The following is a 15,422-nucleotide window of genomic DNA, read 5'->3' on the forward strand; positions in this document are numbered from 1 at the left end:
ATGACCGAACGCATCCCGTCCACGGGCACCGAAGCGGCCGCGTCGGCGGCCGGGCAGGACGACCGTCCGCCGCCGGCCCGTCTCGCCTACGACCGGCACACCTGGAAGGAGATCGCGCACCTCCTGGCCAACCTTCCGGTCGCACTGCTCGGATTCACCTACGTCGTCACGATGCTGTTCACCGGTTTCGGGCTGACCGTCACGGTGGTCGGCTTCCCGCTGCTCGCGGCCGGGCTCATGGGCGCGCGGCAGCTGGGCAGGATGGAGCGGGCGCGGGCCCGGGCGCTGCTCGGGGTGCGGGTGGACGAGCCGAGCCGGCTGCGGCTGCGCGGCGGGGGCGGCTTCTTCCAGCGGTTGTGGATGCAGCTGAAGGACCCGGTGGGCTGGCGCACGGTGCTGTACGAGTTCATCCGGCTGCCGTGGGGCGTCCTCACCTTCACCGTCACGCTGGTCTCGCTGTTCGTGCTGTGGCCGGTGCTGCCGTTCATCGCGCGGGGCCTGACCAACGCCGACCGGGCCATGGTCCGCGCGCTGCTGTCGCCCTCCGACGAGCTGGAGCGGCGCATCGCCGAGCTGGAGTCGGACCGGGGCGTCGTGGTGGACACGGCGGCGGCCGACCTGCGGCGCATCGAGCGGGATCTGCACGACGGGGCGCAGGCCCGGCTGGTGGCGCTGGCCATGGGGCTCGGCCTGGCCAAGGAGAAGGTGCTGGAGGACCCCGACGCGGCGGCCGCGATGGTCGAGGAGGCGCACGGCGAGGTGAAGCTGGCGCTCCAGGAGCTGCGGGACCTGGCCCGCGGCATCCACCCGGCGGTCCTGACCGACCGCGGCCTGGACGCGGCGCTGTCCTCGGTCGCCTCGCGCTGCACGGTGCCGGTGAAGGTGACGGTCGACCTGCCCGCGCGGCCCGCCGCGGCCATCGAGGGCATCGCCTACTTCACCGTCTCGGAGCTGCTGCAGAACGTCAGCAAGCACAGCCGGGCGAAGTCGGCGTCGGTGGAGGTGTGGCGGACGGACGACCGGCTGCTCATACAGGTGGAGGACGACGGCCGCGGCGGCGCGCGCCTCGACCGCGGTACGGGGATGAAGGGCCTGGCCGACCGGCTGGACGCCGTCGACGGCCTGTTCGTGCTGGAGTCCCCCGAGGGCGGCCCGACGACGGTCACGGCGGAACTGCCGTGGCGCGACCGCACGGACGCCCCCTAGGGGCGTTGGCGCACACCCCGGAAGTCCGGGGGTGGGGAAAACCCCCCGTCCAAGACGCCGACGGACTCCATGGTCCGCCGACCTGCGGCGGAGCAGGGTGGAGGTACGAGGGAACAGCCGCAGGACGAGGAGAAGGACGACGCCGATGGCCACGGAGTACGGACAGGGTTACGGGCTCGACAGCGGGTCCGGGTTCCCCGCGAGCACCGAACGGCGGCGCCGGCTGCCCGCCGCACTGCGGGCGCCCGTCGAGGGACGCACCTGGCGTGAGCTCGGCCATGTGCTGCTCAGCCTGCCGATCAGCATCCTGCTGTTCACCTACGCGGTCACGATGGTGTCGCTCGGTGCGGGCCTGCTGGTGACGTTCCTCGGCATACCGGTGCTGGCGGCGGCGCTCGCCGGGTGCCGTGGCTTCGGGGCGCTGGAGCGGATGCGGGCGCGGGCGCTGCTGGGCCTGGAGGTGGGCGAGCCGGAGCCGCTGCGGATGAAGCGGCCGGGCGTCATGGCGTGGATGGGTGCCGTCCTGAAGAGCGGCGCGTCGTGGCGGGCCCTGCTGTACGCGGTGGTGCATCTGCCCTGGGCGGTGTTCTCGTTCGTCGTCTCCGTGAACGTCTGGGCGCTGGGCTGGGGGCTGCTGACGTACCCGCTGTGGTTCTGGGTGTTCCCGATGTACGCCGGTCAGGACGGGGTCCAGCTGTACGGCGACGAGACGCACCGGGTCTACCTGGACAACCCCTTCGAGATCACGGTGACCGCGCTGGTGGGTCTGCTGTTCACGATCGCCACGCCGTGGATCGTGCGGGCGCTGACGATGGTGGACCGGCTGCTGGTGCACGGGCTGCTGGGGCCGTCGCGGCTGGCCTCGCGGGTGGTGGAGCTGGAGTCGGACCGGGGGGTCGTGGTGGACACGGCCGCTGCCGACCTGCGGCGCATCGAGCGGGATCTGCACGACGGCGCGCAGGCCCGGCTGGTGGCGCTGGCCATGGATCTGGGGCTGGCGAAGGAGAAGCTCCAGGAGGATCCGGAGGCGGCTCAGCGGATGGTGGACGAGGCGCACGGCGAGGTGAAGACGGCGCTGCAGGAGCTGCGGGACCTGGCCCGGGGCATCCATCCGGCGGTGCTGACGGACCGGGGGCTGGACGCGGCGCTGTCGGCGGTGGCGTCCCGGTGCACGGTGCCGGTGCGGGTCGAGGTGGATCTGGCGGAGCGGCCCGCGCCGGCGATCGAGGGCATCGCGTACTTCACGGTCTCGGAGCTGCTGCAGAACGTCAGCAAGCACGCGCGGGCGACCTGGGCGGGCGTGGAGGTGTGGCGGACGGAGAACCGGCTGATGCTGCAGGTCGTGGACAACGGCGTGGGCGGGGCCGACACCTCCCGGGGGTCCGGGCTGGCCGGGCTCGCGGAGCGGCTCGACGCGGTGGACGGGATCCTGGTGGTGGACTCGCCGGCGGGCGGACCGACCCGGGTGACGGCGGAGCTGCCGTGGCGCGGTGAGCACGTGCGGTGACCTCGGCGGGGGCTCGGCCCCCGCGACCAAGGGGCCAGGGGCGAACCCCCTGGCCCGGCCTTTTCCCTTCCCCCGCCGGCCTTCGAAGCCCGAGCCACCGGAGCCCGGCCCGCGGAACGGCATACGGAGCCCGGCCCGCGGAACGGCATACGGAACCCGGCACACCGGACCCCGGCCCCCGCGGAACCCGGCATACCGGAACCCGGCCCCCCGCATCCGATTCGCGTCGCCCACCCCCATCCACGCCCGGATGCTGAAATGCTGGACCCGTCGCACGGGTGGGCGCGGAGCCGTGGTGGGCCGCGGACGGGCGACGTCGGGCTGTGGGGGGCCGAAGATCGTGGAGGACAGGGTGCGGGTGGTCATCGCCGAGGATTCAGTGCTGCTCAGGGAGGGCCTGACCCGGCTGCTGACCGACCGCGGGCACGAGGTCGTCGCCGGGGTCGGTGACGGCGAGGCACTGATCAAGACCATCACGGAGCTGGACGCGCAGGGCGAGCTGCCGGATGTCGTGGTCGCCGACGTGCGGATGCCGCCGACGCACACCGACGAGGGCGTGCGGGCGGCGGTGCAGCTGCGCAAGGCGCACCCGGGGCTCGGCGTGCTGGTGCTGTCGCAGTACGTGGAGGAGCAGTACGCCACGGAGCTGCTCGCGGGCTCCAGCCGGGGTGTCGGCTACCTGCTGAAGGACCGGGTGGCCGAGGTGCGGGAGTTCGTGGACGCGGTGGTGCGGGTGGCCGGGGGCGGGACGGCCCTGGACCCGGAGGTGGTCGCGCAACTGCTGGGCCGCAGCCGCAAGCAGGACGTGCTGGCGGGGCTCACCCCGCGGGAGCGCGAGGTGCTGGGGCTGATGGCCGAGGGGCGGACGAACTCGGCGATCGCCCGGCAGCTCGTGGTCAGCGACGGGGCCGTCGAGAAGCACGTCAGCAACATCTTCCTCAAGCTGGGGCTGTCCCCGAGCGAGGGCGACCACCGCCGGGTCCTGGCCGTGCTGACGTACCTCAATTCGTGAAACTCCTGACATGTGAGTCAGGGCGCTCGAACGTCTCAAAGTCGTGTCCAACATGCGAATGACCCGAAGAACGCGACCCTTGCGGTCGTAGGGTTGATCCTGGGAGGGCCTGCGGGAAGGCCTCTCCCGGACAGCCGCCTCGAGGGAGGTCCAGTTCAGTGACCAGCCAGGTCAGTAGCCCAGCGGAGCAGGCCGACGGAGCAGTCGTAGGAGAGCAGCGCAAAGCGGCGGGCGCGAAGGATGTCCGTCGCCTCGACCGGGTGATCATCAGGTTCGCGGGGGACTCGGGTGACGGTATGCAGCTCACCGGTGACCGCTTCACCTCGGAGACCGCGTCGTTCGGCAACGACCTGTCGACGCTGCCGAACTTCCCGGCCGAGATCCGGGCCCCCGCCGGGACCCTGCCGGGCGTGTCGTCCTTCCAGCTGCACTTCGCGGACCACGACATCCTCACGCCCGGTGACGCGCCGAACGTGCTGGTGGCGATGAACCCGGCCGCCCTGAAGGCGAACATCGGGGACCTGCCGCGCGGCGCGGAGGTGATCGTCAACACGGACGAGTTCACCAAGCGGGCGATGCAGAAGGTCGGCTACGAGGCGTCGCCGCTGGAGGACGGGTCGCTGGACGGCTACCACGTGCACCCGGTGCCGCTGACCACGCTGACCGTGGAGGCGCTGAAGGAGTTCGACCTCACCCGCAAGGAGGCCGAGCGCAGCAAGAACATGTTCGCGCTGGGGCTGCTGAGCTGGATGTACCACCGGCCCACGGAGGGCACGGAGAAGTTCCTGAAGTCGAAGTTCGCCAAGAAGCCCGACATCGCGGCGGCCAACATCGCCGCGTTCCGGGCCGGCTGGAACTTCGGCGAGACGACGGAGGACTTCGCGGTCTCCTACGAGGTCGCCCCTGCGGCCACGGCGTTCCCGCCGGGTGTCTACCGCAACATCTCCGGCAACCTCGCCCTGTCGTACGGGCTGGTGGCCGCGAGCCGGCAGGCGGATCTGCCGCTGTACCTGGGGTCGTACCCGATCACCCCGGCGTCGGACATCCTGCACGAGCTGAGCAAGCACAAGAACTTCGGCGTGCGGACCTTCCAGGCCGAGGACGAGATCGCCGGGATCGGGGCGGCGCTGGGCGCGGCGTTCGGCGGTTCGCTGGCCGTGACGACGACGAGCGGCCCGGGCGTGGCGCTGAAGTCGGAGACGATCGGCCTCGCGGTGTCGCTGGAGCTGCCGCTGCTGATCGTGGACATCCAGCGCGGCGGCCCGTCGACGGGTCTGCCCACCAAGACCGAGCAGGCGGACCTGTTGCAGGCGATGTTCGGGCGCAACGGTGAAGCGCCGGTGCCGGTGGTCGCGCCGCGCACGCCGGCGGACTGCTTCGACGCCGCGCTGGAGGCCGCCCGGATCGCGCTGACGTACCGGACGCCGGTGTTCCTGCTCTCCGACGGCTACCTGGCCAACGGCTCGGAGCCGTGGCGCATCCCGGACCTGGAGGAGTTGCCGGACCTCCGGGTGCAGTTCGCGCAGGGCCCGAACCACACGCTCGACGACGGCACCGAGGTGTTCTGGCCGTACAAGCGCGACCCGCAGACCCTGGCCCGCCCCTGGGCGATCCCGGGCACGCCGGGTCTGGAGCACCGGATCGGCGGCATCGAGAAGGAGGACGGCACGGGCAACATCTCCTACGCCCCGGCCAACCACGACTTCATGGTGCGCACCCGGCAGGCGAAGGTGGACGGCATCGACGTCCCGGACGTCGAGGTGGACGATCCGCACGAGGCGAGGACGCTGGTGCTGGGCTGGGGTTCGACGTACGGGCCGATCACGGCGGCGGTGCGGCGGCTGCGCAGAGCCGGGGAGTCCATCGCACAGGCGCACCTGCGCCACCTCAACCCCTTCCCGCGGAATCTGGGTTCCGTGCTGGAGCGTTACGACAAGGTGGTGATCCCCGAGATGAACCTCGGGCAGCTCGCCACGCTCATCCGGGCGAAGTACCTGGTCGACGCCCACTCGTACAACCAGGTCAACGGCATGCCGTTCAAGGCGGAGCAGCTCGCCGCGGCTCTGAAGGAGGCCATCGATGGCTGAGACGTCCACGACAGGCGCCCGCACCGTCGAAGCGCTGTCCCTGGTCCCCAAGGCCGAGGGCAGGCAGTCGATGAAGGACTTCAAGTCCGATCAGGAAGTGCGCTGGTGCCCCGGCTGCGGCGACTACGCCATCCTCGCCGCGGTGCAGGGCTTCATGCCCGAACTGGGGCTGGCGAAGGAGAACATCGTCTTCGTCTCGGGCATCGGCTGCTCGTCCCGCTTCCCGTACTACATGAACACGTACGGGATGCACTCCATCCACGGCCGCGCCCCAGCCATCGCCACGGGTCTGGCCAGCTCCCGCCGCGACCTGTCGGTGTGGGTCGTCACGGGTGACGGCGACGCGCTGTCCATCGGCGGCAACCACCTGATCCACGCGCTGCGCCGCAACGTCAACCTCAAGATCCTGCTGTTCAACAACCGGATCTACGGTCTGACCAAGGGCCAGTACTCGCCGACCTCCGAGGTCGGGAAGATCACCAAGTCGACGCCGATGGGCTCGCTGGACGCGCCGTTCAACCCGGTGTCGCTGGCGATCGGCGCGGAGGCGTCCTTCGTGGCGCGGACGGTGGACTCGGACCGCAAGCACCTGACGGAGGTGCTGCGCCAGGCCTCCGCCCACCAGGGCACGGCGCTGATCGAGATCTACCAGAACTGCAACATCTTCAACGACGGTGCCTTCGACGCCCTGAAGGACAAGCAGCAGGCCGAGGAGGCCGTGATCCGGCTGGAGCACGGCAAGCCGATCCGCTTCGGCGCCGACCTGACCAAGGGCGTCGTACGGGACCCGCTGACCGGCGACCTGAAGGTGGTCGCGGTGACGCCGGAGAACGAGGACCAGGTGCTCGTCCACGACGCGCACTCCCCGTCCCCGACCACGGCGTTCGCGCTGTCGCGCCTCGCCGACCCCGACACCCTGCACCACACGCCGATCGGTGTCCTGCGCTCCGTCGACCGGCCCGTCTACGACACGCAGATGGCCGACCAGCTGGACACCGCCATCGAGCAGCACGGCAAGGGCGACCTGGGCGCGCTGCTGGCGGGCGGCGACACCTGGACGGTCGTCGGCTGACCTCCCGCAGGACGAAAGGGGCCCGGGACCGCTACGAGGCGGCCCGGGCCTCGTCGTACGCCCGGCGCGCCTTCTCCACGTCGTCCATGCGCCGGTCGGTCCAGTCCGCGAGGGCCCGGACCTGCTCGGCGGCCTCGCGGCCCAGGTCGGTGAGGGAGTAGTCGACGCGGGGCGGGATGACGGGCCGGGCGTCGCGGTGGACCAGGCCGTCCCGTTCCAGGGTCTGGAGGGTCTGCGTGAGCATCTTCTCGCTGACGCCCCGGCCCCCCTGCGCGCCGATCGCCCGGCGCAGCTCGCTGAACCGGTACGGACGGTCCAGGAGCAGGATCAGGACGAGCACGCCCCAGCGGCTGGTGACGTGCTCCAGGACCAGCCGGTGCGGGCACAGCGCCTCACTGCTGCTTACTGCCATGCCAGTACCTTACTTCAAAGTGGGTACTTTCCAAGAGTTAGCGCTTCTCCTATGGTTAGTGCCATCGCACCCCACCAGGAGAGTCGTCACCATGAGCATCGTCGTCACCGGAGCCACCGGAAACCTCGGCCGCCACGTCGTGGAGCAGCTGCTCGAGAAGGTTCCCGCCGAGCAGATCACCGCGGTCGTGCGCAACGCGGAGAAGGCCGCCGACTTCGCGGCCCACGGCGTGAAGATCGCGCTGGCCGACTACAACGCCCCCGCCTCCTTCGACGGCCTCTTCTCCGCCGGTGACAAGGTGCTCCTGGTCTCCGGCAACGAGTTCGACAAGGGCCGCGTACAGCAGCACAAGGTCGTCATCGACGCCGCCAAGGCGGCCGGTGTCGCCCTGCTCGCCTACACCAGCGCCCCGGGCACCCTGACCGCCGCGCTCGCCGACGACCACCGCGGCACCGAGGAGATCCTGCTGGACTCCGGCGTGCCCTACGCGCTGCTGCGCAACGGCTGGTACCACGAGAACTACACCGAGAACCTCGCCCCGGTGCTGGAGCACAACGCGGTCGTCGCCGCGGCCGGCGAGGGCAAGGTCTCCTCCGCCTCCCGCGCCGACTACGCCGCCGCCGCCGTCGCCGTGCTCACCGGCGAGGGACACGAGAACAAGACGTACGAGCTGGGCGGCGACACCCCGTGGAGCTTCGCCGAGTACGCGGCCGAGCTGAGCCGGCAGACGGGCAAGGAGATCGCCTACAGCGCCGTCTCCCCCGAGGCCCTGGTCGGCATCCTGACGGGGGCGGGCCTGCCGGAGCCGTTCGCGCAGATCCTCGCGGGCGTCGACGCCTCCATCGAGAAGGGCGAGCTGGTCGTCTCCACCGGAGACCTGTCCCGTCTGACCGGCCGCCCGACGACCTCCCTCTCCGAGGCCATCGCCGCCGCGCTCAAGGGCTGAACTCCCCCGGCGGGCCCTAGGGGGTGTCCGCAAAGCCCCGCCTGCCCCGCGACGCCCGGCACGCTCCCCCAAGCTCTTCGAGCAGGGGGTACCCCCACTCGCCGCACCGGGCGAACACCCGAGTACACCCAGTACGCGGGCGTCCGCCCGGCACGCCGAGAGCACGCACCGAACGCCGCAGGGCCCGCCCTCCGGGCGGACGACGCGACTTTGCGGACACCCCCTAGGGCAGACGCACGAACGGCGACAGGAAGGCGCGGGCGCCGGGGGTGTCCAGGCGGTACGTCACGTTGGTCGCGTAGCAGGGGGTGTCGCCGGTGATGGTGGTGGCGGCGAGGACGCGCTTGCCGCCGATCATGGCGAAGTTGGGGCCGCCCGAGTCGCCGTAGCAGGCGCCTCCGTTGCCCTGCGGAGCGGTCATGGCCAGCCGGGCCCAGGAGTCGTTGAGGGCGTCGAAGGTGACGGGCGCCTTCATGCGGACGCCGCCGCCGGGGTGGGTCTGGCCGCCGGGGCCGTTGACGGCCTCCTGGGTGCCGTAGCCGGCGACGACCCAGTCGGTGGAGTTCAGGCCCCGCGGCCCGAGTCGGCCGAGCTGGTTCGCGGTGGGCAGGGTCGCCGGGGTGAAGCTCCAGCGGGCCTTGACCGCGGCGGCGGACAGCTGGACCACCGAGATGTCGTGGGTGTCGGAGGCGGGCCCCGGGTAGTCCGGGTGCGAGTGGGCCGTGCCCGGGACGGCGACGGCGGCGGCCTGCGCGGCCGGGTCGCCGGGGTACTTCTTCGCGGCCGCGTCGAGGCCGGCCTGCACGTCCTGGTCCAGGGACACGTAGAACCGCACGTTGTCGGGCCAGTCGGTGGTGCAGTGCGCGGCGGTCAGGAAGGTGTCCGCGTCGATCATGGTGCCGGAGCAGACCCAGTCGACCCGGTCGGGGGTCGCGGGGTCGCCGTCGTTGTCCCAGGTGGCCACGAGCGCGCCGACCTCGGTGCGTTCGGGGGCGGGGGTGGCGTTGTAGGAGTTGATGGCGGAGGACGGCAGCGCGGTGGCGAGCACGGCGGCGCCAGCCGCGGCGGTGACGGCGAGGGCACGTACGGAGGTCAAGAGAAACCCTTCTGGGGGTGGGACGGGTCTTCTCCTGTGGGGGTGGAGCGCCAGTGAAGCGCGCGGGGGCGGCCGCGACAAGAGCGCGCCCGCCCCTCCAGGGTTTTCCCTACGTCGGGTCAGCTCGCGGCGCGGATGAACTCCTCGTCGCCCGGCTTCACGTCCCGCAGCAGACAGGTCAGCCGGGCGGTACACACCCTTTTGTCGTTTTCGTCCGTGATGACGATCTCGTACGTGGCGGTGGAGCGCCCCCGGTGCACGGGTGTGGCCACGCCCGTGACCAGACCGGAGCGCACCCCGCGGTGGTGGGTGCAGTTCAGGTCGACCCCCACGGCGATCTTGGAGCTGCCGCCGTGCAGCATCGACCCGATCGAGCCGAGCGTCTCGGCCAGCACCGCGGAGGCCCCGCCGTGCAGCAGTCCGTAGGGCTGGGTGTTGCCCTCCACCGGCATCGTCCCGACGACCCGGTCCGCCGAGGCCTCGCTGATCTGGACGCCCATCCGGGTCCCGAGGTGGCCCGCGGAGAACAGGGCCGGGAGGTCCACGCCGAGCGCGGCGTACTCGTCGATGACCTCTTGCGGGAACTTCACATGCTGCTGCTCACCCATGGGGTCCGGCTCCGTTCGTCCTCGTCACTCGACCGCCTTGCGACTGAGCAAACGCTCAGTCGGTCGCCGATTGTTCCAGACGCACCACGACGGACTTGCTGGCCGGGGTGTTACTGGTGTCCGCCGTGGCATCCAGCGGCACCAGCACGTTGGTCTCCGGGTAGTACGCGGCGGCACATCCCCGGGCCGTCGGGTAGAGCACGACCCGGAAACCGGGCGCCCTGCGCTCCACGCCGTCCTGCCACTCGCTGATCAGGTCGACGTAAGCGCCGTCCGCCAGCTTCAGGGCCCTAGCGTCCTCGGGGTTGACCAGCACCACCCGGCGGCCGCCCCGGATACCCCGGTAGCGGTCGTCCAGGCCGTAGATCGTGGTGTTGTACTGGTCGTGCGAGCGCAGCGTCTGCAGCAGCAGGCGGCCCTCGGGCAGCTCCGGGTACTCCACCGGGGCGGCGGTGAAGTTGGCCTTGCCGGTCGCCGTCGGGAAGCGGCGCTCGTCACGCGGGGCGTGGGGGAGCGTGAAGCCGCCGGGGCGGGCCACGCGCGCGTTGAAGTCCTCGAAACCGGGGATCACGCGGGCGATGCGGTCCCGGATCGTCGCGTAGTCCTTCTCGAACTCCTCCCACGGCGTACGGCTGTTCTCGCCCAGCACGCGGCGGGCCAGGCGGCACACGATGGCCGGCTCCGACAACAGGTGCGCGCTCGCGGGCTCCAGGCGGCCCCGGGAGGCGTGCACCATGCCCATCGAGTCCTCGACCGTCACGAACTGCTCGCCGCCGCCCTGCAGATCGCGCTCGGTGCGGCCGAGCGTCGGCAGGATCAGGGCCCGCGCGCCGGTGACCGCGTGCGAGCGGTTCAGCTTCGTCGACACGTGCACGGTCAGCCGGGCCCGCCGCATCGCCGCCTCCGTGACCTCCGTGTCCGGGGAGGCCGAGACGAAGTTGCCGCCCATCGCGAAGAAGACCTTCGCCTCGCCGTCGCGCAGGGCGCGGATCGCCCGGACGACGTCGTAGCCGTGCTCCCGGGGCGGCGCGAAGCCGAACTCCTTCTCCAGGGCGTCCAAGAACGCCGGGGCGGGGCGCTCGAAGATGCCCATCGTGCGGTCGCCCTGCACGTTCGAATGCCCGCGCACCGGGCACACGCCCGCGCCCGGGCGGCCGATGTTGCCGCGCAGGAGGAGGAAGTTGACCACTTCCCTGATCGTGGGCACGGAGTGCTTGTGCTGGGTGAGGCCCATCGCCCAGCAGACGATGGTCCGCTCGGAGGCCAGCACCATGCGCAAAGCCTTCTCGATGTCCTCCTGGGTCAGACCGGTCGCCTTCAGCGTCTCGTCCCAGTCGGCGGCGCGGGCGGCCTCGGCGAACTCCTCGAAGCCGTGCGTGTGCTCCCGCACGAACGCCTCGTCGACCGCGCCCTCCCGCTCCAGGATCAGCTTGTTGAGGAGGCGGAAGAGCGCCTGGTCGCCGCCGATGCGGATCTGCAGGAACAGGTCCGTGAGCGCCGCGCCCTTGAGCATGCCCTGCGGGGTCTGCGGGTTCTTGAAGCGCTCCAGGCCCGCCTCGGGCAGCGGGTTGACACTGATGATCCGCGCCCCGCCCGCCTTGGCCTTCTCCAGGGCGGAGAGCATGCGCGGGTGGTTCGTCCCCGGGTTCTGGCCGGCGACGATGATCAGATCCGCCTTGTACAGGTCCTCCAGCAGGACACTGCCCTTGCCGATGCCGATCGTCTCCGACAGGGCCGAGCCGGACGACTCGTGGCACATGTTCGAACAGTCGGGGAGGTTGTTCGTGCCGAGCTCGCGGGCGAAGAGCTGGTAGAGGAACGCGGCCTCGTTGCTGGTGCGGCCCGAGGTGTAGAAGACGGCCTCGTCCGGGGAACCGAGGGCGGTGATCTCCTCCGCGATGATGTCGAAGGCGCGCTCCCAGGTGACCGGCTCGTAGTGCGTGCCCCCCTCCGGCAGGTACACGGGATGGGTGAGGCGGCCCTGCTGGCCCAGCCAGTAGCCGCTGCGGCCGGCGAGATCGGCGACCGGGTGCGCCGCGAAGAACTCGGGCGTCACCCGGCGCAGGGTGGCCTCCTCGGCGACGGCCTTCGCGCCGTTCTCGCAGAACTCCGCCTTGTGCCGGTGCTCCGGCTCCGGCCAGGCGCAGCCCGGGCAGTCGAAGCCGTCCTTCTGGTTCACGCTCAGCAGCGTCAGCGCGGTGCGCTTCACGCCCATCTGCCGCTGGGCCACACGCAGCGTGTGCCCGATCGCGGGGAGACCCGCTGCCGCGTGCTTCGGCCCGGCGACCTGCGGCGCGTCCTGAACCGGATCACTCTTGGGCGGCTTCGACGCCATCGCACGCTCCCCTTCCCCTGCGCTGTGAGGTACGTCTCCGATCCTCGCACGCGGTGGTGACATCGGGTGAGGGCGGGCCGGGCCCGGGGGATGGGCTTGGGGCTTGGGGCGCCGGGCCCGGAGGCGGGGCCCGGGCCCGGGGCTTAAGGGCCTGGGCCTGGGGCCGAGGGCTTATGGCTTACCTGCGCACGGCGTTTGCTGTCACCGGTCCCTGCCGGAAGCCCGGCCCGGGGCGGACCTTCGCCGCCACCTGTCCCGGCCCGCCCCCGCGGGGCCACAAGGCCCTCACGTCGCCCGCCCGGTGCGGAGCCCCGCTCCGTACGACCCGCGCCGGCACTCGGTCCGGCCGCGTCCCGGCCCGGCGCGGACGGGGCCGGGGCCGAGTGTCAGTGGGGCGTGGCAGGATCGGGGGCGTGGCAGAGACAGCATCGAAGACGACCGACAAGACCTCCGGCGGCAGCCGTCCGCGACTGATGCTCATGGACGGGCACTCGCTGGCCTACCGCGCGTTCTTCGCGCTGCCCGCGGAGAACTTCACCACCGCGACGGGCCAGCCGACGAACGCGATCTACGGCTTCGCGTCGATGCTGGCCAACACGCTGCGCGACGAGGCGCCCACGCACTTCGCGGTCGCCTTCGACGTCTCCCGCAAGACCTGGCGCTCCCAGGAGTTCACGGAGTACAAGGCGAACCGCTCCAAGACCCCGGACGAGTTCAAGGGCCAGGTCGAGCTGATCTGCGAGCTGCTCGACGCGATGGGCGCCGCCCGCTTCGCGGTGGACGGCTTCGAGGCGGACGACGTCATCGCCACGCTCGCCACCCAGGCCGAGGCCGAGGGCTTCGAGGTGCTGATCGTCACCGGCGACCGGGATTCGTTCCAGCTGGTCAGCGAGCACACCACGGTGCTGTACCCGACCAAGGGCGTCTCCGAGCTGACCCGCTTCACCCCGGAGAAGGTATTCGAGAAGTACGGGTTGACGCCCGCGCAGTACCCCGACTTCGCGGCCCTGCGCGGGGACCCCTCCGACAACCTGCCCGGCATCCCCGGCGTCGGCGAGAAGACCGCCGCGAAGTGGATCAACCAGTTCGGCTCCTTCGCCGAGCTCGTCGAGCGCGTGGAGGAGGTCAAGGGCAAGGCGGGCCAGAACCTCCGCGACCACCTGGAAGCGGTCAAGCTCAACCGCCGCCTCACCGAGCTGGAGCGCCGCGTCGAGCTCCCCAAGGGCGTCACCGAACTGGAGCGGGCCCCGTACGACCGCAAGGCCGTCGCGATGGTCCTGGACACCCTGGAGATCCGCAACCCCTCCCTGCGCGAGCGGCTCTTCGCCGTCGACCCCGGCGCGGAGGAGGCCGAGACCACCCCCATCAGCGCCGAAGGCGTGGAGCTGGACGGCACGGTGCTCTCCACGGGCGAGCTGACCGCCTGGCTCACCGAGCACGCCACCGGCCCCCTCGGCATCGCCACCGTCGACACCTGGGCGCTCGGCACCGGCTCCGTCGCCGAGGTCGCCCTCGCCGCGCCCGGCGGGGCGGCCGCCTGGTTCGACCCCTCCCAGCTGGACGAGGCCGACGAGACGGCGTTCGCCGCCTGGCTCGCCGACGCCGCCCGGCCCAAGGTCTTCCACAACGCCAAGGGCGCCATGCGCGTCTTCGCCGAGCACGGCTGGAGCGTCGAAGGTGTCGCGATGGACACCGCGCTCGCCGCCTACCTGGTCAAGCCGGGCCGCCGCTCCTTCGACCTGGACGCGCTCTCCCTCGAATACCTGCACCGCGAGCTGGCTCCCGCCGCCGCGGCCGACGGCCAGCTCGCCTTCGGCGCGGACGACGGCGCGGAGGCCGAGGCCCTGATGATCCAGGCCCGCGCCGTCCTCGACCTGGGCGAGGCCTTCGAGAGCCGCCTGGAGGAGGTCGGCGCCGCCGACCTGCTGCGCGACATGGAGCTGCCCACGTCCGCGCTGCTCGCCCGCATGGAACGGCACGGCATCGCGGCCGACCGGCCCCACCTGGAGGCCATGGAGCAGATGTTCGCCGGCGCCGTCCAGCAGGCGGTGAAGGAGGCCCACGCGGCAGCCGGGCACGAGTTCAACCTCGGCTCGCCCAAGCAGCTCCAGGAGGTCCTCTTCGGCGAGCTGGCCCTGCCCAAGACCAAGCGCACCAAGACCGGCTACACCACGGACGCCGACGCGCTGGCCTGGCTCGCCACGCAGACGGACAACGAACTGCCGGTGATCATGCTCCGCCACCGCGAGCAGGCCAAGCTCCGCGTCACCGTCGAGGGCCTGATCAAGACGATCGCCGCGGACGGCCGCATCCACACCACGTTCAACCAGACGGTCGCCGCCACCGGCCGCCTGTCCTCCACCGACCCGAACCTGCAGAACATCCCGGTCCGCACGGACGAGGGCCGCGCGATCCGCCGCGGCTTCGTGGTCGGCGAGGGCTTCGAGTCCCTCATGACGGCCGACTACAGCCAGATCGAGCTGCGCGTGATGGCCCACCTCTCCGAGGACGAGGGCCTCATCGAGGCGTTCACCTCCGGCGAGGACCTGCACACCACGGCCGCCTCCCAGGTCTTCGCGGTGGAGCCGACCGCGGTGGACGCCGAGATGCGCCGCAAGATCAAGGCCATGTCGTACGGCCTTGCCTACGGGCTGTCCGCCTTCGGCCTCTCCCAGCAGCTGAACATCGAGGCGGCGGAGGCCCGCGCCCTGATGGACGCGTACTTCGAGCGGTTCGGCGGCGTACGGGACTACCTGCGCCGGGCGGTCGACGAGGCCCGGGCGACGGGCTACACGGCGACGCTCTTCGGACGCCGCCGCTACCTGCCCGACCTCAACAGCGACAACCGCCAGCGCCGTGAGGCGGCCGAGCGGATGGCTCTCAACGCGCCCATCCAGGGCACGGCGGCCGACATCGTGAAGATCGCCATGCTCAAGGTGGACGACGCCCTGCGGGAAGCGGGCCTGTCCTCCCGCATGCTCCTCCAGGTCCACGACGAAATCGTGCTGGAGATCGCCCCCGGGGAGCGGGAGACCGCCGAGGAACTGGTCCGCCGCGAGATGGCGAACGCCGTACACCTCCGCGTCCCCCTCGGCGTCTCGGTGGGCGCGGGGTCCGACTGGGAGTCGGCGGCCCACTAGC

11 protein-coding genes are annotated in these 15,422 nt (G+C 71.6%); 7 read left to right on the forward strand and 4 right to left on the reverse strand.

Annotated elements, in window-relative coordinates; genetic code table 11:
• The 5 genes from ABZ948_RS20410 (at position 1) to ABZ948_RS20430 (ending at position 6,884) form a co-directional block, all read left to right on the forward strand.
• Positions 1 to 1,206, forward strand: coding sequence for a sensor histidine kinase (locus tag ABZ948_RS20410; RefSeq protein ID WP_359761439.1), 1,206 nt, complete (start codon positions 1 to 3; stop codon positions 1,204 to 1,206).
• Between the two features lie 145 nt (positions 1,207 to 1,351).
• The gene (locus ABZ948_RS20415) at positions 1,352 to 2,713 is read left to right on the forward strand and encodes a sensor histidine kinase (protein WP_359761441.1); all 1,362 of its coding nucleotides are present in this window, start codon (positions 1,352 to 1,354) and stop codon (positions 2,711 to 2,713) included.
• 340 nt (positions 2,714 to 3,053) lie between these two features.
• A complete protein-coding gene (locus ABZ948_RS20420) occupies positions 3,054 to 3,725 on the forward strand; it encodes a LuxR C-terminal-related transcriptional regulator (RefSeq protein ID WP_359761443.1) in 672 nt (223 codons plus the stop codon).
• Positions 3,726 to 3,883: 158 nt separating this feature from the next.
• Complete coding sequence (locus tag ABZ948_RS20425; protein WP_359761445.1) at positions 3,884 to 5,812, forward strand: 2-oxoacid:acceptor oxidoreductase subunit alpha; 1,929 nt, start codon at positions 3,884 to 3,886, stop codon at positions 5,810 to 5,812.
• On the forward strand, positions 5,805 to 6,884 hold the full coding sequence (locus ABZ948_RS20430; protein WP_359761447.1) for a 2-oxoacid:ferredoxin oxidoreductase subunit beta: 1,080 nt from the start codon (positions 5,805 to 5,807) through the stop codon (positions 6,882 to 6,884). The genes ABZ948_RS20425 and ABZ948_RS20430 overlap by 8 nt, the downstream gene beginning before the upstream one ends.
• Positions 6,885 to 6,915: 31 nt before the next feature.
• Here ABZ948_RS20430 and ABZ948_RS20435 read toward each other — a convergent pair whose 3' ends face one another.
• Positions 6,916 to 7,296, reverse strand: a complete 381-nt coding sequence (locus tag ABZ948_RS20435; RefSeq protein WP_359761449.1) for a winged helix-turn-helix transcriptional regulator — start codon at positions 7,294 to 7,296, stop codon at positions 6,916 to 6,918.
• Positions 7,297 to 7,387: 91 nt separating this feature from the next.
• On the opposite strand from ABZ948_RS20435, the gene ABZ948_RS20440 reads away from it, so the two are divergent.
• On the forward strand, positions 7,388 to 8,242 hold the full coding sequence (locus ABZ948_RS20440; RefSeq protein ID WP_359761450.1) for an SDR family oxidoreductase: 855 nt from the start codon (positions 7,388 to 7,390) through the stop codon (positions 8,240 to 8,242).
• 223 nt (positions 8,243 to 8,465) lie between these two features.
• Here ABZ948_RS20440 and ABZ948_RS20445 read toward each other — a convergent pair whose 3' ends face one another.
• The 3 genes from ABZ948_RS20445 to ABZ948_RS20455 form a co-directional block, all read right to left on the reverse strand.
• Entirely contained in the window at positions 8,466 to 9,338 is an 873-nt protein-coding gene (locus ABZ948_RS20445) for a trypsin-like serine protease (RefSeq protein ID WP_359761452.1), read from the reverse strand.
• A 119-nt stretch (positions 9,339 to 9,457) separates the two neighbouring features.
• Positions 9,458 to 9,946: a PaaI family thioesterase gene (locus ABZ948_RS20450; protein WP_359761453.1), complete on the reverse strand. Its 489-nt coding sequence runs from the start codon at positions 9,944 to 9,946 to the stop codon at positions 9,458 to 9,460.
• A 55-nt stretch (positions 9,947 to 10,001) separates the two neighbouring features.
• The gene (locus tag ABZ948_RS20455; RefSeq protein ID WP_359761455.1) at positions 10,002 to 12,281 is read right to left on the reverse strand and encodes an FdhF/YdeP family oxidoreductase; all 2,280 of its coding nucleotides are present in this window, start codon (positions 12,279 to 12,281) and stop codon (positions 10,002 to 10,004) included.
• A 413-nt stretch (positions 12,282 to 12,694) separates the two neighbouring features.
• Between ABZ948_RS20455 and polA the strand changes: the two genes are divergently transcribed.
• Entirely contained in the window at positions 12,695 to 15,421 is a 2,727-nt protein-coding gene (gene polA, locus ABZ948_RS20460; protein ID WP_359761457.1) for a DNA polymerase I, read from the forward strand.
• The last annotated feature ends 1 nt before the right edge of the window (position 15,422 follow it).

The sequence above is a fragment of the Streptomyces olindensis genome, assembly GCF_040645895.1.
In the GTDB taxonomy this organism is placed as follows: domain Bacteria; phylum Actinomycetota; class Actinomycetes; order Streptomycetales; family Streptomycetaceae; genus Streptomyces; species Streptomyces olindensis.